At 60.0% G+C, this 22,254-nt stretch carries 24 protein-coding genes; 15 read left to right on the forward strand and 9 right to left on the reverse strand.

Features of this window, described 5'->3' with window-relative positions; translation table 11 throughout:
• Window positions 1-56: 56 nt before the first annotated feature.
• Window positions 57-1,301, forward strand: coding sequence for a phosphoglycerate dehydrogenase (serA, locus tag ACYQ54_RS04605; protein ID WP_460079773.1), 1,245 nt, complete (start codon window positions 57-59; stop codon window positions 1,299-1,301).
• Window positions 1,302-1,419: 118 nt separating this feature from the next.
• Here the strand turns inward: serA and ACYQ54_RS04610 are convergent, their stop codons facing one another.
• Window positions 1,420-2,679, reverse strand: coding sequence for a GGDEF domain-containing protein (locus ACYQ54_RS04610; protein WP_460079775.1), 1,260 nt, complete (start codon window positions 2,677-2,679; stop codon window positions 1,420-1,422).
• A 255-nt stretch (window positions 2,680-2,934) separates the two neighbouring features.
• On the opposite strand from ACYQ54_RS04610, the gene ACYQ54_RS04615 reads away from it, so the two are divergent.
• The 6 genes from ACYQ54_RS04615 (at window position 2,935) to ACYQ54_RS04640 (ending at window position 7,802) form a co-directional block, all read left to right on the forward strand.
• Window positions 2,935-3,375: a thiol-disulfide oxidoreductase DCC family protein gene (locus ACYQ54_RS04615; RefSeq protein ID WP_460079776.1), complete on the forward strand. Its 441-nt coding sequence runs from the start codon at window positions 2,935-2,937 to the stop codon at window positions 3,373-3,375.
• Window positions 3,368-5,047, forward strand: a complete 1,680-nt coding sequence (locus tag ACYQ54_RS04620) for an SDR family oxidoreductase (RefSeq protein ID WP_460079778.1) — start codon at window positions 3,368-3,370, stop codon at window positions 5,045-5,047. Before ACYQ54_RS04615 ends, ACYQ54_RS04620 begins: the two co-directional genes overlap by 8 nt.
• A 118-nt stretch (window positions 5,048-5,165) precedes the next feature.
• Window positions 5,166-5,915, forward strand: a complete 750-nt coding sequence (locus ACYQ54_RS04625) for a pyridoxine 5'-phosphate synthase (protein WP_460079779.1) — start codon at window positions 5,166-5,168, stop codon at window positions 5,913-5,915.
• Entirely contained in the window at window positions 5,915-6,499 is a 585-nt protein-coding gene (locus ACYQ54_RS04630; protein ID WP_460079780.1) for an HD domain-containing protein, read from the forward strand. The genes ACYQ54_RS04625 and ACYQ54_RS04630 overlap by 1 nt, the downstream gene beginning before the upstream one ends.
• 46 nt (window positions 6,500-6,545) lie before the next feature.
• A complete protein-coding gene (locus ACYQ54_RS04635; protein ID WP_460079783.1) occupies window positions 6,546-7,169 on the forward strand; it encodes a LysE family translocator in 624 nt (207 codons plus the stop codon).
• A 90-nt stretch (window positions 7,170-7,259) separates the two neighbouring features.
• Window positions 7,260-7,802 (forward strand): NADPH-dependent FMN reductase, encoded by a 543-nt coding sequence (locus ACYQ54_RS04640; RefSeq protein ID WP_460079784.1) that lies wholly within the window; start codon window positions 7,260-7,262, stop codon window positions 7,800-7,802.
• Between the two features lie 63 nt (window positions 7,803-7,865).
• Here the strand turns inward: ACYQ54_RS04640 and ACYQ54_RS04645 are convergent, their stop codons facing one another.
• Window positions 7,866-8,345, reverse strand: coding sequence for an Lrp/AsnC family transcriptional regulator (locus ACYQ54_RS04645; protein WP_460079786.1), 480 nt, complete (start codon window positions 8,343-8,345; stop codon window positions 7,866-7,868).
• A gap of 142 nt (window positions 8,346-8,487) precedes the next feature.
• Between ACYQ54_RS04645 and ACYQ54_RS04650 the strand changes: the two genes are divergently transcribed.
• Window positions 8,488-9,504, forward strand: coding sequence for a 1-aminocyclopropane-1-carboxylate deaminase (locus ACYQ54_RS04650; RefSeq protein ID WP_460079788.1), 1,017 nt, complete (start codon window positions 8,488-8,490; stop codon window positions 9,502-9,504).
• A 71-nt stretch (window positions 9,505-9,575) separates the two neighbouring features.
• On the opposite strand, the gene ACYQ54_RS04655 is transcribed toward ACYQ54_RS04650, so the two are convergent.
• The 5 genes from ACYQ54_RS04655 to ACYQ54_RS04675 all read right to left on the reverse strand — a co-directional run bounded on the left by ACYQ54_RS04655 (window position 9,576) and on the right by ACYQ54_RS04675 (window position 13,025).
• Window positions 9,576-10,190 (reverse strand): MliC family protein, encoded by a 615-nt coding sequence (locus ACYQ54_RS04655; RefSeq protein WP_460079790.1) that lies wholly within the window; start codon window positions 10,188-10,190, stop codon window positions 9,576-9,578.
• Between the two features lie 170 nt (window positions 10,191-10,360).
• The gene (locus ACYQ54_RS04660) at window positions 10,361-11,158 is read right to left on the reverse strand and encodes a siderophore-interacting protein (RefSeq protein ID WP_460079792.1); all 798 of its coding nucleotides are present in this window, start codon (window positions 11,156-11,158) and stop codon (window positions 10,361-10,363) included.
• A gap of 236 nt (window positions 11,159-11,394) precedes the next feature.
• Window positions 11,395-11,889, reverse strand: coding sequence for a YHS domain-containing (seleno)protein (locus ACYQ54_RS04665; protein ID WP_460079793.1), 495 nt, complete (start codon window positions 11,887-11,889; stop codon window positions 11,395-11,397).
• A 151-nt stretch (window positions 11,890-12,040) separates the two neighbouring features.
• Complete coding sequence (locus ACYQ54_RS04670; RefSeq protein WP_460079795.1) at window positions 12,041-12,649, reverse strand: TetR-like C-terminal domain-containing protein; 609 nt, start codon at window positions 12,647-12,649, stop codon at window positions 12,041-12,043.
• A complete protein-coding gene (locus ACYQ54_RS04675) occupies window positions 12,642-13,025 on the reverse strand; it encodes a darcynin family protein (protein WP_460079796.1) in 384 nt (127 codons plus the stop codon). Before ACYQ54_RS04675 ends, ACYQ54_RS04670 begins: the two co-directional genes overlap by 8 nt.
• Window positions 13,026-13,181: 156 nt before the next feature.
• Here ACYQ54_RS04675 and gatC point away from each other — a divergent pair, with 156 nt between their 5' ends.
• The 7 genes from gatC to mdoH all read left to right on the forward strand — a co-directional run bounded on the left by gatC (window position 13,182) and on the right by mdoH (window position 20,936).
• Window positions 13,182-13,469, forward strand: coding sequence for an Asp-tRNA(Asn)/Glu-tRNA(Gln) amidotransferase subunit GatC (gatC, locus tag ACYQ54_RS04680; RefSeq protein ID WP_460079798.1), 288 nt, complete (start codon window positions 13,182-13,184; stop codon window positions 13,467-13,469).
• Window positions 13,470-13,483: 14 nt separating this feature from the next.
• Window positions 13,484-13,957: a GNAT family N-acetyltransferase gene (locus tag ACYQ54_RS04685; RefSeq protein ID WP_460079799.1), complete on the forward strand. Its 474-nt coding sequence runs from the start codon at window positions 13,484-13,486 to the stop codon at window positions 13,955-13,957.
• 12 nt (window positions 13,958-13,969) lie between these two features.
• Window positions 13,970-15,454 carry an Asp-tRNA(Asn)/Glu-tRNA(Gln) amidotransferase subunit GatA gene (gatA, locus tag ACYQ54_RS04690; RefSeq protein ID WP_460079801.1) on the forward strand — a complete coding sequence of 495 codons (1,485 nt, stop codon included), beginning with the start codon at window positions 13,970-13,972 and terminating at the stop codon, window positions 15,452-15,454.
• 458 nt (window positions 15,455-15,912) lie between these two features.
• On the forward strand, window positions 15,913-17,022 hold the full coding sequence (locus ACYQ54_RS04695) for an NAD(P)/FAD-dependent oxidoreductase (protein WP_460079802.1): 1,110 nt from the start codon (window positions 15,913-15,915) through the stop codon (window positions 17,020-17,022).
• Window positions 17,023-17,222: 200 nt separating this feature from the next.
• On the forward strand, window positions 17,223-18,815 hold the full coding sequence (locus tag ACYQ54_RS04700) for an OpgD/OpgG family glucan biosynthesis protein (protein ID WP_460079805.1): 1,593 nt from the start codon (window positions 17,223-17,225) through the stop codon (window positions 18,813-18,815).
• Window positions 18,812-19,180, forward strand: a complete 369-nt coding sequence (locus tag ACYQ54_RS04705) for a hypothetical protein (protein ID WP_460079806.1) — start codon at window positions 18,812-18,814, stop codon at window positions 19,178-19,180. Before ACYQ54_RS04700 ends, ACYQ54_RS04705 begins: the two co-directional genes overlap by 4 nt.
• 1 nt (window position 19,181) lies before the next feature.
• Window positions 19,182-20,936: a glucans biosynthesis glucosyltransferase MdoH gene (gene mdoH / locus ACYQ54_RS04710; protein WP_460079808.1), complete on the forward strand. Its 1,755-nt coding sequence runs from the start codon at window positions 19,182-19,184 to the stop codon at window positions 20,934-20,936.
• Between the two features lie 45 nt (window positions 20,937-20,981).
• On the opposite strand, the gene ACYQ54_RS04715 is transcribed toward mdoH, so the two are convergent.
• Window positions 20,982-21,332, reverse strand: coding sequence for a ribbon-helix-helix domain-containing protein (locus tag ACYQ54_RS04715; protein WP_460079809.1), 351 nt, complete (start codon window positions 21,330-21,332; stop codon window positions 20,982-20,984).
• A gap of 227 nt (window positions 21,333-21,559) precedes the next feature.
• On the reverse strand, window positions 21,560-22,153 hold the full coding sequence (locus tag ACYQ54_RS04720) for a DJ-1/PfpI family protein (RefSeq protein ID WP_460079812.1): 594 nt from the start codon (window positions 22,151-22,153) through the stop codon (window positions 21,560-21,562).
• Window positions 22,154-22,254 lie beyond the last annotated feature (101 nt).

Raw genomic sequence — 22,254 nt, forward strand, 5'->3', positions numbered from 1 at the left:
CTGTTAGCGCCGATCCGGCGCGATTCAAAACCAATCAGACCCAAAGGCATTTCGCCATGATTCACGGTCTCTCCCGGCCGAAAAACCAGATCCGCTGGCTGCTGCTGGAAGGCATTTCGCCGACCGCGCGCGCGGTTCTTGAAAAACACGGTTACACAAATGTGGAAGTCCTGTCCGGAGCCCTGGAAAAGGACGCGTTGATTGAAAAGCTGCAGGGTGTGCAGATTCTCGGCATCCGCTCGCGAACCCAGGTGACCGAAGAGGTTCTGGAAGCAGCCAAGAGCCTCGTCGCCGTCGGCTGTTTTTCCGTTGGCACCAACCAGGTGGACCTGAAGGGCGCGCTGACCCGCGGCATCCCGGTGTTCAACGCCCCCTTCTCCAACACGAGATCGGTGGCTGAACTGACCGTCGCCGAAATCGTCATGCTGATGCGCGGCGTCTTCCCCAAGTCCACGGCAGCCCACGAAGGCCGCTGGATGAAAAGCGCTGCCGGCTCTCACGAAGTCCGGGGCAAGACGCTCGGTATCGTCGGTTACGGCAACATCGGCACGCAGTTGTCGAACCTGGCCGAAGCCATGGGCCTCCGGGTGATCTATTTCGATCTGGTCGACAAGCTGCAGCACGGCAACGTGATGCCGTCCGAAAGCCTCGACGAACTGCTGGCTGAATCCGACGTCGTGTCGCTGCACGTGCCCGATACGCCGGAAACGCGCGACATGTTCGGCGCAGACCAGATTTCCAAGATGAAAAAGGGCGCGTTCCTGATTAACAACGCCCGCGGCAAGGTTGTCGATATCGACGCTCTGGCCACCGCGCTGAAATCAGGCCACCTTGCAGGCGCGGCCATCGACGTGTTCCCGGTTGAACCGAAGTCCAACAAGGATGAATTCCTGTCACCGCTGCGCGGTCTCGACAATGTCATCCTGACCCCGCATGTGGGCGGTTCGACTGAAGAGGCACAGGACCGGATTGGCGAGGAAGTCTCCAAGCGGCTGGTGGAATATTCCGACGTCGGCTCCACCATCGGCTCGGTCTCCTTCCCCCAGGTTCAGTTGCCCAAGGGCACGGAAGCCACACGCTTCATCCAGGTGCATCATAACGCGCCCGGCGCCATGCGCACGCTGAACGACCTCTTCACCCGGCACAATCTCAACATCTGTGCCCAGTACATGCAGTCGCATCTGGACATCGGTTACGTGGTTCTGGATGTCGACAGCCCGGTGGAAGATCCGGTCAGCATTCTGGAAGAGATCCGCAGCCTGCCCAACACCATCCGGGCAAGGCTCCTCAACCGGGTCTGATTGTTCCGGCTGCCGGAAACAACAACAAAAGCCCTGGAGCGTCTCCAGGGCTTTTTCTGTTCCAGGGTATTCTTCCACCCCTCCACTCAGCCAGACGATCACGAACGTTGCAGAAGCACTATTCCACCGGCACCGGGCTGAAGACCCGGTTGCGGCCCTGCTTCTTGGCTTCATAAAGCCGAAGGTCCGCCTGTCTGAACAGGGCCTCCATGGTCACGCCATCCTGCGGCGCACTGGCCAGACCGATGCTGACCGTCACCTTTTCCGGAAGATAGATCTTGCTGAAGCGCTCGATTGCCTTGCGCAGCCGCTCGGCCATGGAAGTCGCACCTTCCACCGGCAGTTTCTCGCACAAGAGCACGAACTCCTCTCCGCCAACCCTGTAAAGATGATCGTCGGAACGCAGATTGTCGGCCAGAAGCCGGGCAACCATCTTCAGGATCTCGTCTCCGGCCTGGTGGCCATGCCGGTCGTTCACCTGCTTGAAGTGGTCGATATCGATCACAAGCAGCGACAAAGGTCGCTTTTCCTGCAGGTTCTTTGCCAGAATCTTGGGAGCATTCTGGTCGTACTGGCTGCGATGCAACGTTCCTGTCAGGTGATCGCGAATGGAGGCTTCCAGAAGCTGATGGTAGCGCTCCCGGTAGGTCAGCACCTGAAACACGTCCTTGAAGGACCGGTTCGTGAGCCAGCTGCTCTCGTTGTCGAAGTATTTCAGATAGAGGATGAACAGTGCCGTGTAGACAAGCGTCGCCACCATCTTGGCCGCCCAGCCGCCGATAAACACATGCCAGGGCGCACCGGATACGTAATGCAGTGCCAGGAAGAAGCCGGCCTGATCGAAGGTCAGCACCGCCGCGCCGCAGATCAGGAAGCGCAATCCAAGGTGTCGTCCGCCCCAATTGCCGATGCGCTCATAAAGCACGATGATCGCAATCGCATCGATGAACAGCAAGATGGTGCCCCAGATCATCAGCAGCCCCATCTCGTCGATGAAGGCGAAATCCGGGTTGCGGCCGTCGGTCACCGAGATCGTCTCGTGGTTCCGCAGGATCATCACCAGCGCGACGATCAGGAAGTTTCCGATCAACAGGCCATAGATGGGCTGACGGACGATCAGTGCATCCTCGCGGATATAAAGCAGCAGGATCATCAGAAGCTTGCCGGAAAAGAGCACCGTCGATCCCGGGGATACGATGCCGAACGGCAGTTCGATGTAAAAAACGCTGGCGAGATAGGTTTCCAGGAAGTGCATCACCCCGAGCGCGCACATGAAGACGCCGATGCCGATCACCTGACGAGCCCTGAGAAGGCTCATCATGACTATGAAATAAACGGCTGCCTGGGCCAAGAGGAGGAGCGCGTTGGAGATGGCCATGGATTACCTGGTAGTTTTCTCGATCCGAGACCTCGATGTATGCATTGATTCTCGTTCGGATCGACACCGAAATCGGTTTCAGTCCGGAACAAGCTTAAGAATCGGGCCCCTTGCGGCCAGTCTTAGAGGAAACGGCTGAACCTGAAAACCTAGTCGTAATACTGTACTGCGACCTTGTGCGGGCTCGCCGAACCCTGCGTTGCAACCCTACATGAGAGGCGGAAACCTGTCATTGCCCGCGAAAGCCCCAAGACGATGGAAACCAGACGCAACGTCAAACCGGCCCCGACTGCCCTTGCACATCTTCCCGACAACCTGATCGTCTTTGATGGCATTTGCGTTCTGTGTTCCGGCTTTGCCCGGTTCGTCGCCAGGCACGACCGGACAGCAGGCTTTCGCTTTGTCGACGCCCACTCGGACATCGGTCAGACACTCTACCGGCACCACGGGCTCGACCCGCAGAAGATGGAAACCAACATCGTTATCTGCCGCGGCCGGGCCTACACCAAAATGGCGTCCTTCACCGCAGCCATGAAAAGTCTCGGCTGGCCCTGGAAGGCGCTCACGGTGCTGGATCTTCTGCCGCGCAGGCTCGCGGACTGGACTTATGACAGGATTGCCCAAAACCGCTATCGGCTCGGCAGACGAACCTGTCCCCTGCCCTCGGCGGCCCTGAAGGAACGGCTCCTTGACTGAACTTTCCCGAAGGAAACGCATCGTCGTACTCGGTGGCTACGGCGTTTTCGGCGGAAAGCTGGCGGAGGCGCTGCTGAGGCACGAGCATCTGGAAGTCATCGTCGCAGGTCGCAGCCAGCAAAAGGCTGAAGACTTCTGTCGCCGGCATGGTGGCACTGCCGCCGTTCTGGATCGGACGGCACCTGATTTCGCTGCTGCCCTTCTCTCCCTTCGCCCCTTCGTCACCGTCGACGCCGCCGGACCGTTTCAGGCCTACCGGCAATCCCCCTACGCTGTTGCGGAAGCAGCGCTTGCCGCCGGCAGCCATTATCTGGATCTTTCCGACGATGCCGGGTTCACCAGCGGTATTACTGTGCTCGACGAGCAGGCACGCTTGAGCGGTCTGGCCGTGCTATCTGGCGTTTCCAGCGTACCGGCTCTCTCTTCGGTTGCGGTCGAAGCTCTTCGGCATGAGTTCTCACTGGTCGACCTGATCGAAAGCACCATCCTGCCGGGCAATCGTGCACCTCGTGGCCTCTCCGTCATCGAAGCGATCCTGACCCAGTCCGGCAAGCCCGTTTCCGTCTACCGCGATGGCGGATGGACAAAGGTCATCGGCTGGTCCGGTCTCTCCCGGCGCCGGATCGGCCCGGTAGGCAGCAGCGGCCTTTCAAAGCGCTGGTCGAGTTTCATCGGCGCGCCGGATCTGACACTCTTTCCCAAGTTCTACAACGCCCGAACGGTGCTGTTCCGGGCGGGACTTGAACTCTCCCTCCTTCATCTGGGCCTCTGGGCTCTCTCCTGGCTGGTGCGTCTTCGCCTTGTCAGGTCACTACAAGCTGCCGCTCCACTCCTTCGTACTGTCGCGGGCTGGTTCGAACGGTTCGGGTCCGACCGCGGCGGCATGGAAGTCCGGCTTGCCGGGCTTGGCACGGAAGGTCAGCCGGTGGCCGCCAGCTGGTCTCTGATTGCGGAAGCTGGCGACGGGCCGCATATCCCGGCAGTCCCGGGCGCTATCTTGTGCAAGCACCTTGTCGAAGGTGTTGTTCCAGCCGGAGCGCGGCCAAGCCTTGGTGAATTCAGGCTGGCAGACGTCGAGGAAGCAACCGCTCATCTGAACGTTCGCACCTTCTCTGCAAAGCAGGCGGCACCGGTCTTGTTCCAGCAGGCACTCGGCAGCAGCACCTTCAAAGCTTTGCCTGAAGAGATCCGCTCCCTTCACACAGTGTTTGACCGCCGGCAATGGATCGGTGAGGCAAAGGTCACGCGTGGCACCTCGCGGCTCGGCCAGTTGCTGTGCCGTATCGTCGGCTTTCCACCCGAAGCAGATGCAACTCCGGTGAAAGTGACCATCAAGCGGCAGGGCGACAAGGAAATCTGGCAGCGCAATTTCGGCGGCAAGACTTTCCGGTCCGTGCTCAGCCTGTCAGGTGCACCGGGCTCCGGCGTGGTTCAGGAGCGTTTCGGACCAACAACGTTCAACATTCACCTGAACCTGAAAGGCGATGCACTCGCCTATCCCGTTCGCAGTGGCAAGCTGTTTGGCATTCCCTTGCCGCGCTGGCTGTTGCCGATCAGCGAAACAGCCGAGACGGCACCGGATGGCATCTTCCGCTTCGACGTCGAGATCTCCCTGCCTGGTCTTGGGCGGCTCGTGCGATATCAAGGGTGGCTGAAGCCCCACCAACACTGAAAAACATTGTCTCTAGTGACAATTCCTCGTTTGACTTCAACGGCTTTTGACACAATCTTGCGAACCTGACCCAGTCTCTTAAAGCCAGATCAGAACCGCTTTCACCGGACTATCAATCATGCCTGCCGTTTCGCGCCTTTCCGTCAATGTCAACGCCATCGCCATGTTGCGAAATCGCCGGGATCTGCCCTGGCCGAGCGTGACTGGCCTTGCGGCCATCGCGATGGAAGCCGGCGCCAAGGGCATCACCGTGCACCCGCGTCCGGACGAACGCCATATCCGCAAGACGGACGTGTTCGAACTCTCCGAACTGATCGAGGACAGGTTCCCGAACAAGGAGCTGTGTCTGGAAGGCTATCCGACCTCTGATTTCATCAAGCTGGTGGAGGAGGCGCGCCCCGAACAGGTTCTGTTCGTGCCGGACGACCCGCAGCAAACCACCTCGGACCATGGCTGGGACTTCTCGAAAGACACAGGCGCCCTTGAAACCGCCATTGCCGCCGCCAGGGAATGGGCGGTCACGGTCTCGCTCTTCTGCGATCCGGACCCGGCCGCCCCCGAACACGCCGCAAGGCTGGGCGCCGAGCGGATCGAGATCTACACAGGGCCTTATGGCGCCTGCCATGACGACCCGGGACGCGCTGAAAAGGAACTCGACAGGATCGTCGCCACGGCGGAAGCCGCAAAGGCCTGCGGGCTTGGCGTGAATGCCGGGCATGATCTGACCGTCGAAAACATTCCTGCCCTGCTGGCGCGCGCCCCCTTCATTCGGGAAATGTCGATCGGCCACGGCTTCACCGCCGACGCGCTAATTTACGGTTTCGCCGAAAGCGTTGCCCGCTTCCGCCGGGCCATGGGCGAGATCTGATGAACGACACTTTGGCAAAGCAGGTCGCGTTTCTTCTGGAAACCGACAAGCTGAAGGAAGTTGTCCGGCTGAACCAGCTCACGGGTGGCGCCCGGCGCGAGACCACGGCCGAGCACTGCTGGCACGTGATCCTGCAGACGCTGACGCTTGCCGAACATGCGCCTGCCGGCACCGACATCAACCACGTCGTCAAGCTGCTCGCTGTTCACGACCTGGTCGAGATCGACGCAGGCGATCACTGGGTCACTGACGACAACCGGGCAAGCATCAAGGATCTGGAACAGGCAGCCGCAAGCCGACTGTTCGCCCTGCTTCCCACGACGCAGGGCCTGGATTTCAAGGCTCTTTGGCAGGAGTTCGAAGCCAACGAAACATCGGAAGCCAAATTCGCCAACGCGATGGACGCGCTGCATCCGATGGTGATGGTCTTTGCATCCGGCCTGGACGACCCGACCCACGAACCAATCTCTGCCGAAGCCCTGAAGCTGACGAAGGAATCCCGCCTGTCTCCCTTCCCCGGGCTATGGGATTTTGCCCAGGATCTTCTTAACCAGGCCGTCAGCGACGGCCGTCTGCTACCCTGACAAACACCTCCGGCTGCTGCCCGCAGCCCTTTTCTTGAGAACACACATGCCGATAGACCTTTGGCTCGTCTTCATTGCCGTCTCGCTTCTGCCTGCCGTCAGCCCCGGCCCGGCGGTCATGCTGGCCATTTCCAACACACTCCGCTTCGGCCGTAACGCGACCCTCGCCTCGGCTGCGGGCAACGCCACGGGACTGGTGATCCTGGGCTACGCGGTTGCCCTCGGCTTCGGCGCGCTGATGGCCACTTCCGCAGTGGCCTTCACGGTACTGAAGATCATCGGCGCGGCCTATCTCATTTTCATCGGCCTCAAGATCTGGCGCGACAAATCCGCCTTTCATGTGGAAGAAGGCGTCCTGATCGCCCGCAAGAGCGCCAGAAAACTGTTTCTGGAAGCACTCTTCGTTTCCATCACCAATCCGAAGGCCATTCTGGTCATTACCGCGCTGTTCCCGCAATTCATGCGCGCCGACGGCATCGACCTCATGGAGATTTCGGTACTGTCCTTCACCTACGCTGCCCTGTGTTTCGCCAACCATGCCGCGATTGCGTATGCAGGCGGTCATATGCGCCGCTTCCTGACCTCCGCAAAACGGATGCTCTGGGTGCGCAGGGTTACAGGCACGCTCTTTGTCGGCTTCGGCGCGGCCCTGGCAGCAGCCAGCCGGTAAGGCAGCACTCGCCAGAAGGCTCCTGGGGGATCACGCAGCGGGGCGAATCCGATAGGCTCGCCCCTAGCCTCCTTCAACCGGACCAGTCCCTTGCCTCTGAAGATCCTCACATTTTGCGGCAGTCTGCGTGCCGCATCGTCCAATCTGGCTCTGCTGAGCGCTGCAGAACGGCTGGCTCCGGAGGGGCTCATTCTCAGCCGCTATGCCCGCATCGGCGATCTGCCACATTTCGTGCCGGATCTGGATATTGCCGATCACCTGCCGGAGATCGTCATCGACCTGCGCGAACAGGTTGCGCGCGCCGACGGGCTATTGTTCGCCGTGCCGGAATACATGCATGCACTGCCCGGCAGCTTCAAGAACGCCCTCGACTGGATGGTTGGCTGCCAGAAGTTTCCCGGAAAACCAGTCGCCCTTGCCCATGTCACCTCTCGCCATGCGTTCGCCCCGGTTCAGTTGGAAGAGATCCTTCGAACCATGTCCGCAGAAATCGTCAGTGAAGCCGGATTTTCCCTAGGCCTCACGAGCAATGCCATTACGGCAGAGACGATCTGTGACGATGTCCGTCTGGCGACCATCGTCACGCAACACCTGGACCGATACCGGGCGCGGCTGGCTCGTCAGCGCGGCTGATATCTGCCGAAGAAGACAATGCGCTCAGTTGTAGAGTCTAAAAACAACCGAGACGTGGCGCTATCAGAAAGTCAGCGGCGCGTTGTCCGTCACTTCCTTCATGACGAAGAACGTGCGCGTCTGGCGCACACCCGGCAATGCGATCAGTTTTTCGCCGTGCAGCTTGTTGAAGTCCGCCATGTCCCGCGTGCGGATCTTCAGAAAATAATCAAAGTCGCCCGCGACCAGATGGCAGTCGAGAACAAAGTCCGCCTTGCGAACCACCTCTTCAAACTCCGCAAAACTTTGCGGCGTCGACCGGTCCAGCACCACACCCACGATCACAAGAGCGGATCTGTCCACCTTTTGCGGATCGATATGCGCGCGAACGCCCTGAATGAACCCCTGGTCAAACAGACGTTGTGTGCGTCTGTGGCAGGTGGCCGGGCTGACGTTCACCAGACCTGCAAGCTCGGCGTTGCTGAGACGGCCAACTTCCTGCAGCAGCTTGAGAATTTTGCGGTCGATCCGGTCAAGCTCATCAGCCATGGAAGATTCTTTCATTTTTCTGGCCTTGATTAATTCAAACACTAACTCCTATCCAAATCGACTTCTCAATAACAGAAAAATTTCCTCAAAATTTGAGAGCACCTTTCTGGAATTTTCTGCAAGGCTTTAAACATCATCAATCTACCCGGTGCGCTCAATGAACCTCAGCAAGTTTGAACGTTATCCCCTCACCTTCGGCCCGACGCCTATCGAACACCTGCCCCGGCTTTCCGAAGCGCTCGGCGGCAAGGTGGACATTTACGCAAAACGGGAAGACTGCAATTCCGGCCTCGCCTTTGGCGGCAACAAATTGCGGAAACTGGAATACATCGTACCCGATGCCATCGCTTCCGGCGCCGACACGCTGGTGTCCATCGGCGGTGTCCAGTCCAACCACACTCGCATGGTCGCGGCGACCGCTGCCAAGATCGGCATGAAATGCGTCGTGGTGCAGGAAAAGTGGGTACCTCACTATGATGCCGTCTACGACCGGGTCGGCAACATTCTCCTGACCCGCCTTATGGGCGCGGATTCCCGTCTGGTTGAAGACGGCTTCGACATCGGCATTCGCCAGAGTTGGGAAGACGCCATGCAGTCCGTTCGCGATGCTGGCGGCACGCCTTACGGCATTCCCGCCGGTGCGTCCGTGCACAAGTATGGCGGCCTTGGCTATGTGCGCTTTGCCAAGGAAGTGAAGCAGCAGGAAGAAGAGCTTGGCTTCACCTTCGACTACATCATCGTCTGCGTGGTCACCGGCTCCACCCAGGCCGGAATGATCGTTGGCTTTGCCGACCAGAACCGGGCGGACCGCGTCATCGGCATCGACGCCTCCGGTACGGTTGAACAAACCCGTGACCAGGTCCGTCAGATCGTCGACAACACGGCCTCCCTCGTGGAGCTTGGCCGCACGGTGCGGGACGACGAGATCGTGATCAATCCCGATTACGCCTACCCGGCTTATGGTGTTCCGTCTGAAGAGACCAACGACGCCATCCGGCTTGCCGCAAAGACCGAGGCAATGATTACCGACCCGGTCTATGAGGGCAAATCCATGCAAGGCATGATCGACCTGGTCAAGCTGGGCAAAATTCCCGCAGGGTCAAAGGTGCTCTACGCTCACCTCGGCGGCGCCCCCGCCCTCAATGGCTACAGCTACTATTACAAGGACGGCTGATCCCGATCCGACCGGCCGTTGCGCAATCGCACCGGCCGGCTTTCGCTGCCTGACAGGCCGTTACAGGCCTGTCAGCTACGCGCCTTGCAATCAAAAGACGTTCCCTGTGGCCAGTCGACCATGGCTTCGTCTCCCTTGATCCAGAAAAGAATGCCGAAGTCTCCCTCGTAACGCGCACCGGATCCGCTTGGCCCCTGCACCACGATCTCCGTCGTGTCACCGCGCTCCAGCCGCGCAGACGGTGGCTCCGTATCAAAGAAGGTCGCAACAATCTCGTCGGCCGGATTATCGTTGCAGGTGTAAAAGACCGGAGCCTGCCCCTTGATCAGTTGATAGCGCGCGGTCAGTTCCGCGATCCGGCGTTCATAGGCCGAGCGGACGCAGGAGAGTTCGTCGTCGCTCTTCCAGCATTCGTCGCGCCCTTTGACCCAGCCGCGTTGATAGGCTTTCAGCGTGTTGAGTTCTTCTTCGGCGCCCGCATCAAGCGACTTCACCACGCCGACCGCGCCTTCATAAATATCGGCCAGTTTCTGATCCAGTGCTCCCAGATCCTCATTCGAACAGACCAGCTTTTCAGCCGAACTTTCCGCTTTCGCACAATCGAAGGCCGGACCGGCGGCCCAGGCAGGCGGCACAAAGGCAATCCCGGCAACAACGAGACCAAGACCAACTGCAAAACCACGCATGAGAACGACTCCCGAAAAACCTTTACCAACAGATCTAACGGATCTCAGGTTGATGGCAAGATTTGGGTCGCCGGGAGATATTCGAAAGGGAAGTCAGACGGGCAGTCTGCGTTCCTCCCGGCTGGAGCCGAGCCCAACCGGTGAGGAATGTGATTTTCCAACGAAAAACCTCAGGCAGCTTCGGCCCGTTTGAGCTGCTGATGCTCGTCCTCGACAAGCCCGATTTTCCAATATCCGGAAATGTAGGTGTCAGCCTTCGGCACTTTCCGCTCGTTGTGAAGATGATCCCGAAGCGCCCGAATGACAGAACTTTCACCGGCAATGCAGGTCTGGACAGTTCCCGTAGGCCACTTTAGGGATTTCACAAGGTCAACCTGCGCGGTTGAAGGCAGATGCGGGTTGTCCTGGACCAGCCATCTGATTTCCACGCCTTCGGGTGCCGCGATATCGCGCCTGTCGTCTTCGGACGGAACTTCGAACAGCACGAGACCGCTGGCCTCTCGAGGCATTGCCTCAAGTGTCGCTTCGACCACGGGCATAGCCGAAAGGTCTGCCGCCAGCAAATACCAGTCGGCATGAAACTCGGTGATTTTCGGCTGGCTTGGGCCGAGAAAGCCCAGGAAATCTCCTTCTACGGCCCGTTGCGCCCAGCGTGTAGCGGGCCCTTCGTCGCCGTGGGCAACAAAGTCGATATCGAGTTCAAGCGCATCCTGGCGGAAAGAGCGAACGGTGTAGGTTCGGACCGGATGAACACGTTCGGAAGGTCCGTCCGGCGAATAATGCGCTTCAAAGGCCGAGCGGCTTTCGCCCTCATGCGGCAGCAGCAATTTGCAGTTCGCGCCTTCGTGGCCTTCGGGAAAGCCTTGCAGTTCCGGCCCGGCAAAGGTGACGCGGATAAGATTGGGGCTGAGGTAGCGCGTCGTCTTGACGGTCAGAATGCGGGGCTTTCGTTTCGGTGGAGTGGCCAAGGGGCACCTCATAAATGTTGAGTAATAATCTCAAGATTTAACACCGACGAATGCCGATTTAAAGATCTGCCGTTCGAAAAAGTGTAACCACGTATCGCGGGTGCGCGTGATGCCCCGCCCCGATCCCGGCCCGCGTTACGCCTGGCCGGGACGACGATCATCGGCATTACGTCCCTGCGAGGGGCCTTGGCCCACCGGCTGGCGGGCTTTCGGCAGAGATAACGGAACCGGCACCATTAATCCCGGATGATCGGCTCTTTCAGGTCGCCCGGGTTCTTCTCCTTGATGATGTCCCAATTGAGCGTCGCCTTGCGGATATAGCCCGGCACATCTTCTTCGAACCGTTCCTGCACCTTCAGGGAGTTGTTCAGGTAAAGCTTGCCGTCGACAATCGACCAGGCTTCCGGCACCACCGGCACCTTGAAGCCCATGGCGGCACCGAACGCACAGAAGCCACCGTATTGAGGGGCATATTTCGCCGGATCGGCAACGAACTTGTCACGGTTCTCCGCGGACGAGAACTTCCAGGTGACGTCGTCATATTCGGCCGTGAATTCGTCAGAACCGGCAACAGGTTTGCCAGCCGTGAAATAGGCAACCGGATCGGTACCGCCAATTGCCGCTCCACCTTTGGTGAAGGTGGTGATTTCGTCGGCGGACGCTGTGAAGGCGGCAGCAGAGAAGAGCGCGGTCAGTCCCAGCAGAACGGATTTGGACGTATAGAGCGGCATTTGCGTCTCCATTGGGTGTGAAATGGCTTGATCAGGTAGAGCCTAACGCTCCACGCGGGAAAAACCATGTCTTGTGCCGCAGAATTTGGCCAATCACCCTTGATCACAGAGCTGCTAACCGCGAGCGATAAAATCGTGAAGGCGGATGGCTTCACAATCCGGGGAGGCCCGGCACGTCCGGGCGCGGCACCGGTTGGCGAGGCGCCACCAGGCCCAGCACCAGATAGATGGCCGTTTCGATGTCTCTTTCCTCGATCCTGATATTGCGGATGAGCAGGCGAAAGTAGATGAGGCCAAGCAGCAGATCGATCCGGGCTTCCATATCGGATTCGAATGGTGTCGCGATGAAAATCTGACGCAGGACCAGACGCCGGGCAGCCTCGGCCTCGTCCAGCACGCCAGCAAGGTCCGGTCTGTCGCGATAGGGAACCAGCGCACGAACCGCCGCGCCCAGCGCACTATCCTGCAAGGCCGCAACCGTGTTGGACAGACATTGCCGCAGATCTTCCGCGACGCTGCCCCGCTGGGGCGGCGCCGGATTGGCTCGGGCAAGGGCCGCCTCGACAGCCGCCGCGATCAGCGCGCCCTTGTCCGCGTAGCGCCGGTAAACTGCCTGCTTGCTGGTGCGTGCACGTGCGGCAATCGCGGCAATGGTGGTCTTCTTGTAGCCATTCTCGGCCAGTTCCGTCAGCGTTGCGTCCAACAGCGCCTTGCTGACACGGACTTCTCGCGGCCGGCCCGCCGCGCCAGCCTTAGGCACCACCTGTCTCTTCAGCGGCAGCCTCTTGCAAGGCGGCTTCGTAGTCCTGGAACCCGTTCTCGATACCGGTCGTCACATTGACGATCCGGGCATAGGGTTTGGAGAAGATCACCGTGTCACGCAGCTCTTCCCACAGATGGTGATAGGCGCGCATGTCGAAAAACCGGCAGATCGCGAAGTCCGAAAACCCGCCCGCCAGAGCATCGGCATCGAACCACTCGAAGCTGACCTTCGGGTGACGTGTCAGGATCTCGCCGATCTGACCGGCAATCTCGCCCCGCTCAGACCTGGAAAGCGCCAACCAGGCCGGTTCGAAAGCCAGGTAGACAATCGCCGCCATCGGCAATGGACGGATCGTTTCGGAAGGTTGGATCACACGCACGCTCCTTTTTCGGTTACCATTGGTACCGATTTATTCCGAATTCACCCGCAAGGCAAGTCTGCGCACTTGCCTTCCCTGCGCTGTCGCAGCAAGAAGAGCGCAAGCCTTGAGCGGTCGTCCGCTTCAGGCACCTGTAACGACGAGGAAAACATGTCTGTTGATACCGATACGGTGAAACGCGTCGCCCGCCTGGCACGCATCAAGGTGAGCGAAGAAGACGCAACCCGCATGACCGGCGAACTGAACGCCATTCTCGGCTTTGTCGAGCAACTGGACGAAGTCGACATTTCCGGCGTCGAACCGCTGACCTCCGTGGTCGAGCAGACCATGAAAAAGCGCGCGGACGGCGTAACCGACGGCGGCAAGGCTGCCGACATCACCCTGAACGCACCGGCGTCCGAAGATAACTTCTTCATGGTGCCGAAAGTCGTCGAATAAGCGGACCACCCCGGATGATCGCACCCGTTCCAGCTATCGTCATCGAAACGCCCCTGTCTGCCGACATGGGCGAGATGATTGCCGAGCTGAACGCCCTGCTATTGACACTGAGCCCGCCTGAGGCCTGCTACCACATGACGGCCGAAGAAATGGCCGGCGAGACAACGACTGTCTTCGTCGCCCGGATTGACGGCAAGGCGGCTGCGTGCGGTGCCCTGCACCGGCACCCGGACGGCGTTGCCGAAGTCAAGCGCATGTATACCAGGCCGACCTATCAGGGCCTTGGTCTGGGCGGCAGCATTCTGGACCGGATCATAGCGCTGGCAAGCCAGGAGGGCTTTTCCGAGCTCGTTCTGGAAACCGGCGACAAGCACCCGGCGGCCTGGCGCCTCGACGAACGTGCCGGCTTCAGCCGCTGCGGCCCCGTGCTCGATTATCCCGACAGTCCCTATTCCATCTTCTATTCCCGGCCGCTGGTGGCCGCCTGAGAGTTCAAATCCATGACCGATCTGACCAAACTGACCATTGCAGAGGCCCGCGAAGGCCTGAAAAACAAGGACTATACGTCCCTGGAACTGACCGAAGCCTTCATCAAGAACATCGAGACAGCCAATGAGAAGCTGAATGCCTATGTGACCGTGACCGCCGACAAGGCACGCGACATGGCCAAAGCTTCCGACGCCAAACTCGCCAAAGGCGAAGGCGGCGCTCTGGAAGGCATTCCGCTCGGCATCAAGGACCTGTTCGCCACCCAGGGTGTGCATACCCAGGCCTGCAGCCACATTCTGGATGGCTTCAAGCCGGCTTATGAGTCCACCGTCACCTCCAATCTGTGGGCCGACGGCGCCGTCATGCTCGGCAAGTTGAACATGGACGAGTTCGCCATGGGCTCTTCCAACGAAACCTCCTATTACGGCCCGGTGATCAACCCGTGGCGGAAGAAGAACTCGAACCAGGATCTCGTACCCGGCGGGTCTTCCGGCGGCTCTGCCGCCGCCGTTGCCGCCCGCATGTGCATGGGTGCAACCGCCACCGATACCGGTGGCTCCATCCGTCAGCCGGCCGCCTTCACCGGCACCGTGGGCATCAAGCCGACCTACGGCCGCTGCTCCCGCTGGGGTGTCGTCGCCTTTGCCTCCTCGCTCGACCAGGCCGGCCCGATCGCCCACACCGTGCGGGACAGCGCGATCATGCTGAAGTCGATGGCGTCCGTCGACGCCAAGGACACCACCTCCGTAGACCTGCCGGTGCCGGACTACGAGGCTGCCATCGGCAAATCCGTGAAGGGCCTCAAGATCGGCATTCCGGCGGAATATCGCCTGGAAGGCATGCCCGCCGAGATCGAGGCGCTGTGGCAGAAGGGGATCGACTGGCTGAAGGATGCCGGCGCGGAGATCGTCGACATCGCCATGCCGCACACCAAATACGCCCTGCCGGCCTATTACATCGTGGCACCGGCGGAAGCCTCCTCGAACCTTGCCCGTTATGACGGCGTGCGCTACGGCCTGCGCGTTCCGGGCAAGGACATCGTCGAGATGTACGAGAACACCCGCGCCGAAGGCTTCGGGGAAGAGGTCAAGCGCCGTATCCTGATCGGCACCTACGTTCTGTCTGCCGGTTACTACGACGCCTACTACCTGAAAGCCCAGAAGGTTCGCACGCTCATCAAGCGTGACTTCGACCTTGCCTGGGAAAACGGCGTCGACGCCATCCTGACACCCGCAACCCCGTCTGCCGCCTTCGGTGTTGCCGACCAGGATCTTCACTCCGACCCGGTCAAAATGTACCTCAACGACATCTTCACCGTAACCGTGAACATGGCCGGTCTTCCGGGCATCTCCGTCCCCGCAGGTCTCGACAACAGTGGCCTGCCTCTCGGCCTGCAGCTGATCGGAAAACCTTTCGAAGAAAGCACACTCTTCCAGGTCGGCCAGGTCATCGAAGACGCCGCCGGTTCCTTCGCACCGGAAGCCTGGTGGGGCTAAGTACTCACGAGAAGAATGCGCCCCGGACCATTTACTGGTCCGGGGTACGCAGCTGACGTTTTCTCGGATGCTGTGGCCCAATCGCGACCCAATCGATGCATTGCTGCCACGCGCCACAGGATACCCTGCTCCATAGAGGTTGCCAGTCGTGAGACGGGAGCGAAAACATCCCGACCCGACCGTCATGCCATGGCGCGGCCATGGCATCCATGCCGCTTCCTCTCAGCACTTTCCGCCAGCGCTTTTGACTGGGCGCCCGAGCGGCATTGAGTACAGGGTCGAGCCCGTCAATGACGGAGAGACAAGTATGGCCATCGCTCCAAGGCAGAGTGACGGTCCATTTGTTTGACACTCCGTCCGTTGCACCACCCACAACTTCCGCATCGACGTTGAAAGCAAGTCGTGGCATGACGGACCGATGAGGAAACAGCCGCGCAAGCAGAAACACCCACGACACCATGCATGATATCGAAACACTTGTAATCGGCGCCGGTGTGGTCGGGCTTGCGATTGCGCGCGAGCTGGCCCTGACCGGCCGCGAGGTGATGGTGCTGGAACAGCATGACCTGATCGGGTCTGAGACCAGCGCCCGCAATTCGGAAGTCATTCACGCTGGTATCTATTATCCGACAGGCAGCCTGAAGGCCCGCTTCTGTGTGGAGGGCAAGGCAAAGCTTTATCGGTTTTGCGCCGAAAACGGTGTCGGTTTCGAGAAGCTCGGCAAATTGATCGTTGCGTCCAATAACGATCAGCTGGAGCAGCTGCAGGCAATCCGCCGCAAAGCCGCGGAAAACGGCGTTACAGATCTGGTGTTCGTGGAACGGGACAGCTTGCAACAGACCGAACCGGAGCTTTCCTGCACCGGTGCGTTGCATTCTCCCTCCACAGGCATTGTCGACGGTCATGGCTTCATGCTCGCTCTTCAGGGCGGGCTGGAGGCAAACGGCGGCCAGGTTGTGCTGAACACAAGGGTCGCGAGGCTGGAAAGCCTGGCGGAGGGCGGCTTCCGGCTTCATGCCGAAACGGGTGGAACAGAGACCTACGCCCTCACATGCAAGGAACTGATCCTGTCGGCAGGCCACGGCGCACCTGCCCTTGCGTCAGGGCTGGTGGGCACCCATCCGCCGACCGCCTATCTTGCCAAGGGCAGTTATTTCAAGCTTCAGGGCAAGGCCCCCTTCTCCAGGCTCGTCTACCCCGTGCCGGAACCCGGCGGGCTCGGCGTTCACCTGACGCTGGACCTGCAGCACCAGGCCCGCTTCGGCCCGGATGTCGAATGGGTGGACAATGCCGATTACCGCGTAGACCCGGTCCGCGGCGACAGCTTCTACGCCGCAATCCGCAGCTATTGGCCCGGCCTGCCGGACGGAGCGCTTGTGCCTGACTATTCCGGCATACGGCCCAAGATCTCCGGCCCCGGAGAACCGGCCGCCGATTTCCGCATCGACGGACCTGCGGATCATGGACTTGATGGCCTGGTTGCACTCTATGGAATCGAATCCCCTGGCCTCACATCGGCCATGGCAATCGCAAGTTTTGTGACAGACCTGATTGCAATCAGGCCCTGAGCCGCTCTTTTTTCAAAAAAATTTGAAACCAATCGGCGGTTTGGACGTTTGAAAGTCGAACGAACAGACGTACGATGCTGCGTTGCACAGGAATGCCATTATTTGGACCGTTTTTCTCCATAAAATTGCTTCAGTGCGCGTGCTCATTCCATAACTGAACTAAAAAGAACACTTTAATTTCAACAAGGTGGCCAATCGTCGTGATCAATCGGCGCACGTTTTTATCGGCAACGGCCCTGGCGGCCGGTGCTCTTGCAGTGGCGGATCCCCGCACTGCGCTCGCAACAGAAAATGCCGCACCTGCACAAACAGGCGGGGCCATTGCTGCGGGCGAAGAGTTTAACTTTCCGGCACTCGTCGAGCGCATGAAGGAAAAGGCAGGGAAGGCATTTGCCCCCGATATGCCCGTCCTTCCGGAAATTCTCGCCAAGCTCGATTATGACCAGCATCGTGCCATAAGGTTCAATCCCGACAGGTCTGTCTGGAAGGACACCGGCAGCAATTATCAACTGCAGGCATTTCATCCGGGCTGGCTCTACAAGGAGCCGGTTGAACTTTACGAAATCGTCGACGGCCAGGTGAGCGAGTTGCATTTCACCGGCGCCGACTTCGAATATCGCGAGCCGCTTGATCCTGAGCAATTCAAGAATGTGGACCTGCCCGGTATCGCCGGCTTCCGCCTGCACCACCCGCTGAACACACCGGAATATTTCGACGAACTGGTGGTGTTCCTGGGGGCAAGCTATTTCCGGGCACTCGGCAAGGGCAACGTCTATGGCCTGTCTGCGCGCGGACTTGCAATCGACACCGCCATTTCCGGACCGGAAGAATTTCCGCGATTCACGAAGTTCTATCTGGAGCGGCCGACGGACGGAGCCGCCGAAATGCGGCTTTATGCGGAGCTCGAAAGCGAACGTGTTGCCGGGGCCTATCAGTTCACGATCAAGCCGGGCATCAACACGGTGATGGAAGTCGATGCGCGCATCTTCCTGCGCGACGATGTCGAACGCCTTGGTATCGCACCGCTGACGTCGATGTATCTGTTCGGCGAAAACGACCGCACAAGCTTCGATGACTACCGTCCGGAAGTTCATGACAACGACGGCCTGCTGATCCTGCGCCAGAACGGCCAGCGCCTGTGGCGGCCGGCACGCAATCCGGAAGCGCTTGCCCTGTCGTTCTTCAACGAGGAGAACCCGGCGGGCTTCGGGCTGCTGCAACGGGACCGGAACTTCGATCATTACCAGGACACGGAAGCCAAATATCAGCGCCGTCCGTCGCTCTGGATCGAGCCGATCAACGACTGGGGCAAGGGCCAGGTCATGCTGGCCGAGATCCCGGCCGAAAAAGAGATCTACGACAACCTCGTGGCTTGCTGGGTTCCTGAAAACGGAACCAAGGCAGGATCCGAGCATCGTTTTGCCTACCGGATGATCTGGGGCCGCGAGCCGGAACCGGGCACCGAACTGGCACAGGTGATCGCGACCAGCACTGGGCATGGTGGTGCGGCTGCCTCGGATCCGGATCCGAAACTGCGCAAGTTCGTCGTGGAATTTGCCGGTGGCAATCTGGCTGACATGGGAGCGGAAGCCCCCCTGACGCCGAGACTGACACTGCAGAACGGCAAGGTGGAGCACCAGTTTGTCCAGCGACTGGAAAGCGGTAGCTGGCGAGCCGTGCTCGACATTGCACGGGACGACGAGGAAATACCTGTCGAGTTCATTCTCGCACTGCAACTCGACGGCACCGATGTGACGGAAACCTGGATGTATCAGTGGAGTGGGAACAGATGACATCTCATGTGAGTATCGATCGGACAGCCAGTCCAACCCTTTTCGCCGACAGCATGCTGCTTGAGGAAATCCGGTCTGTCCTGAAGCGCCCCGATCTCGGCGACGACGTGCTTTTGTCCGTTCTGGCCAGTTCCCCGGCTGGCCGGCGTGGCATCGGCCATGTTGCCGACACGCCGCAAGACCGGGCAGCTTTCATCAAGACCTTGCCGGTACCTGCCCCCCGCCACGGACTGAATATGCCTCAGCATGATCTCAACCCGCCGCTGGCCGTGCGCTTTGCCCCGCTTGTCGCCCTGTGGCAACGGGCCATGCAGCCGCTTGCACCGCAGTTGAAGCGCATTCCGGTACCATCCAAGGACCGCTGACATGAAGAAGGCCAGCTCCGAAGCCTGGTCGACAGCCTTTCGGCGGCTGGCCATGGTCTTGATTGCCCTGTGCCTGACCACAGGGGCTTCCTACATGTTTGCCATTGTGGTCCAGTCGGACGGGTTCGACTGGCTGGACATCATCCGCATCGCGCTAATGGCAATTGCCTCCTTCTGGCTGGCCTGGGGCGGATGCATTGCCCTCTTCGGCATCCTGTTTCCGGCAGAAGAAAGATCAGCCACCGCCGACCTGCCGGAAGGCCGGACCGCCATTCTCCTGCCGATCTACAACGAGGCCACCGGGCCGGTGTTCGCGCGGCTGGAAGCCATCATGAAGTCCGTTGCCGCCCTTCCCGCAGCGGACCGGTTCGATTTCTTTGTCCTGTCCGACACCACCAAGGCGGATGTCGGCAAAGAGGAACAGCGCGCCTATGAGCGGCTGCTTGTCCGCCAGAACGCCGGCGGCCGTCTGTTCTATCGGCGACGCGAGCAGAATATCGGCCGCAAGGCGGGCAATATTGCCGATTTTCTGACGACATCCGGCGGCGCCTACGACTACATGCTTGTGCTCGACGCCGACAGCCTGATGGATGGCAAGACCATTCTGGAGATGGTCCGGCGCATGGAAGCCGACCCGCGCCTCGGGTTGCTGCAGTCACTGCCGCAGATCATTGGCCTCACCACCCTGTTCGGACGCCTTTTGCAGTTCGCGACCGGTCTTTACGGGCCTTATTTCGCCCGTGGCCTGGCTGCGGTTCAAGGCGAGGAAGGGACGTTCTGGGGCCATAATGCCCTGATCCGCACTCGCGCCTTTGCTGCGGCCTGCGGCATGGCACCTCTTACAGGCAAACCACCCTTCGGTGGCCATATCCTCAGCCATGACACCGTCGAGGCGGCGCTGCTGGCGCGTGACGGCTGGAAGGTGCGCCTCGATCCGGATCTGACGGGCTCCTACGAGGAAGCACCCGCCAACATGGTCGACTATGCCAAGCGCGACCGGCGCTGGTGCCAGGGCAACCTGCAGCACAGCCGCATTCTGGCCGCACCCCGCTTCCGGTTCTGGAGCCGGATATCAATCCTGCAGGGCGTCTTCGCCTATCTGGCCTCGCCGATCTGGTGCGTCTTCCTGCTGGCGAGCCTTGTTGCACCTCTGGTTGCTCCGCCCCCGGTCTATTTCGACGGCCATTCGCCGTTCCCGGTCTTTCCCCATCCGGAGACGACCACGGCACTCGCTCTGCTCTTCGGCCTGGTCGCCCTGCTGATCCTGCCCAAGCTCCTGCTCGTTGGCCGGGCGCTTCTTGGCGGCAATTCGGCAGACTTTGGAGGCCCTGTGCGTCTTCTGATCAGCTTTCTACTGGAAATCCTGCTGACATCGATCCTTGCGCCGATCCACATGATGTTTCACTGCCGCTCGGTGTTTCAGGTGCTGACGGGTGCAGACAGCGGCTGGCCGACGGCCGATCGTGACGACGGCTCATTGCCCATCACCGCGGCATTTTCAGCCACCTGGTGGATGAGTCTCGCAGGCGCAGGCGCCATCGCCTTCTCGCATACCTATGCGCCGGAAATGTTCTACTGGCTTTTGCCCGTCGCCCTGCCGCTGGTGATCGCGCCTCTGCTGGTCTGGATGACGGCGTCGGTGCTGATGGGCAAGGTCACGAAGAATCTGGGCCTCTTCCAGGTACCGACAGAGGCAGCCCCGGTCGAGGTTGCCGAAGACATGCGCCTGGCTCTTCAGCAGGAAGCAGTGGCCTGATCTCAAGATCCGGCAATTGACCACTGTAAAATGACCCGCGCCGGATCAGTGCATCCGGCCGGTCTCGGCTTCCAGAATACCGTCCGCATCCAGTCCCGCAATCGGCAGGCGCTTGTCTGTCGGCACATCGCCGGAGAGCTGCAGTGCCAGATAGCGGCCGCAGCAGACCCGCAGAAAACTTGTGAAATTTCCGAGGTCATGCCCCGCGTCGATGCTTTCGTGATGAAGTTTGGTGATCAATTGCACCACATTCATGCCGTCGCGACCGGCAATCTCGTCCAGAACCTTCCAGAAGAAGGTTTCCAGCCGCACCGATGTCACCATGCCATCAATACGCAGCGACTTGGTCGTGCTTTCCCAAAGCGTGGAATCCGCATCGATGAAGAGTTTGCACATGATGTTTCCTCCGGTTCGGAACAGGGCGGCAAAGTTCCCGGAACTTCGTGGGCTTTGCGACGCTCGTCGCTCAGCCTAATCCCCTTCCCCCATGTGGGGAAGTGTGAGGGACGGGGCGAACGGCATTCCTGGTGCCTGCACCCCATCCTTTCCAGTCAGCGCTCACATGCTTCCCACAGATAGCGGTGAACAGGTGGCGCGGGCCAATTGGCCTTCTGTCTTGCGCCTCAGGCTGCCATGGTTCCGGCGGCCTCGCCACTCAGAACCGCATGGAACTGCGACAGCCACGCCGGGTGAGCAGGCCATGCCGGAGCGGTGACGAGATTGCCGTCGGTCACGGCGCCGTCGATGGCGATCTCCGCGTAGGTGGCTCCGGCAAGTTCGACTTCCGGGCGGCAGGCCGGATAAGCGGAAACCGTACGGCCCTCGATGACCTTTGCAGCAGTGAGGATCTGCGCACCGTGGCAGATCGCGGCAACCGGCTTGCCAGCCTCCATAAAATGCTTCACAGCGTCGAGAACGGCCACATCAAGACGCAGATACTCCGGCGCCCGGCCACCCGGGATCACCAGGGCGTCATATCCGGCAACGTCAACATCAGCGAAGGTGGCGTTCAGCGTGAAATTATGGCCGCGCTTTTCAGAATAGGTCTGGTCGCCCTCGAAATCGTGGATACAGGTGGCAACAGTCTCGCCGGCCTTCTTGCCGGGGCACACCGCGTCGACTGTGTAGCCCATGGCCAGCAGCGTCTGAAACGGCACCATCGTTTCGTAATCTTCGGTGAAATCACCCGTAATCATCAGGATTTTCTTCGCACTCATGCTCTGTCCTCCAGCTTGGCAAATAGCGATGGAGGAAGGCTAGCAGGCGGCAGGTTTGAACGGGTATTAGGTCACTACTACAGGGAGAAATTCTGCTTTTT

It is taken from the genome of Roseibium sp. LAB1 (assembly GCF_054658235.1).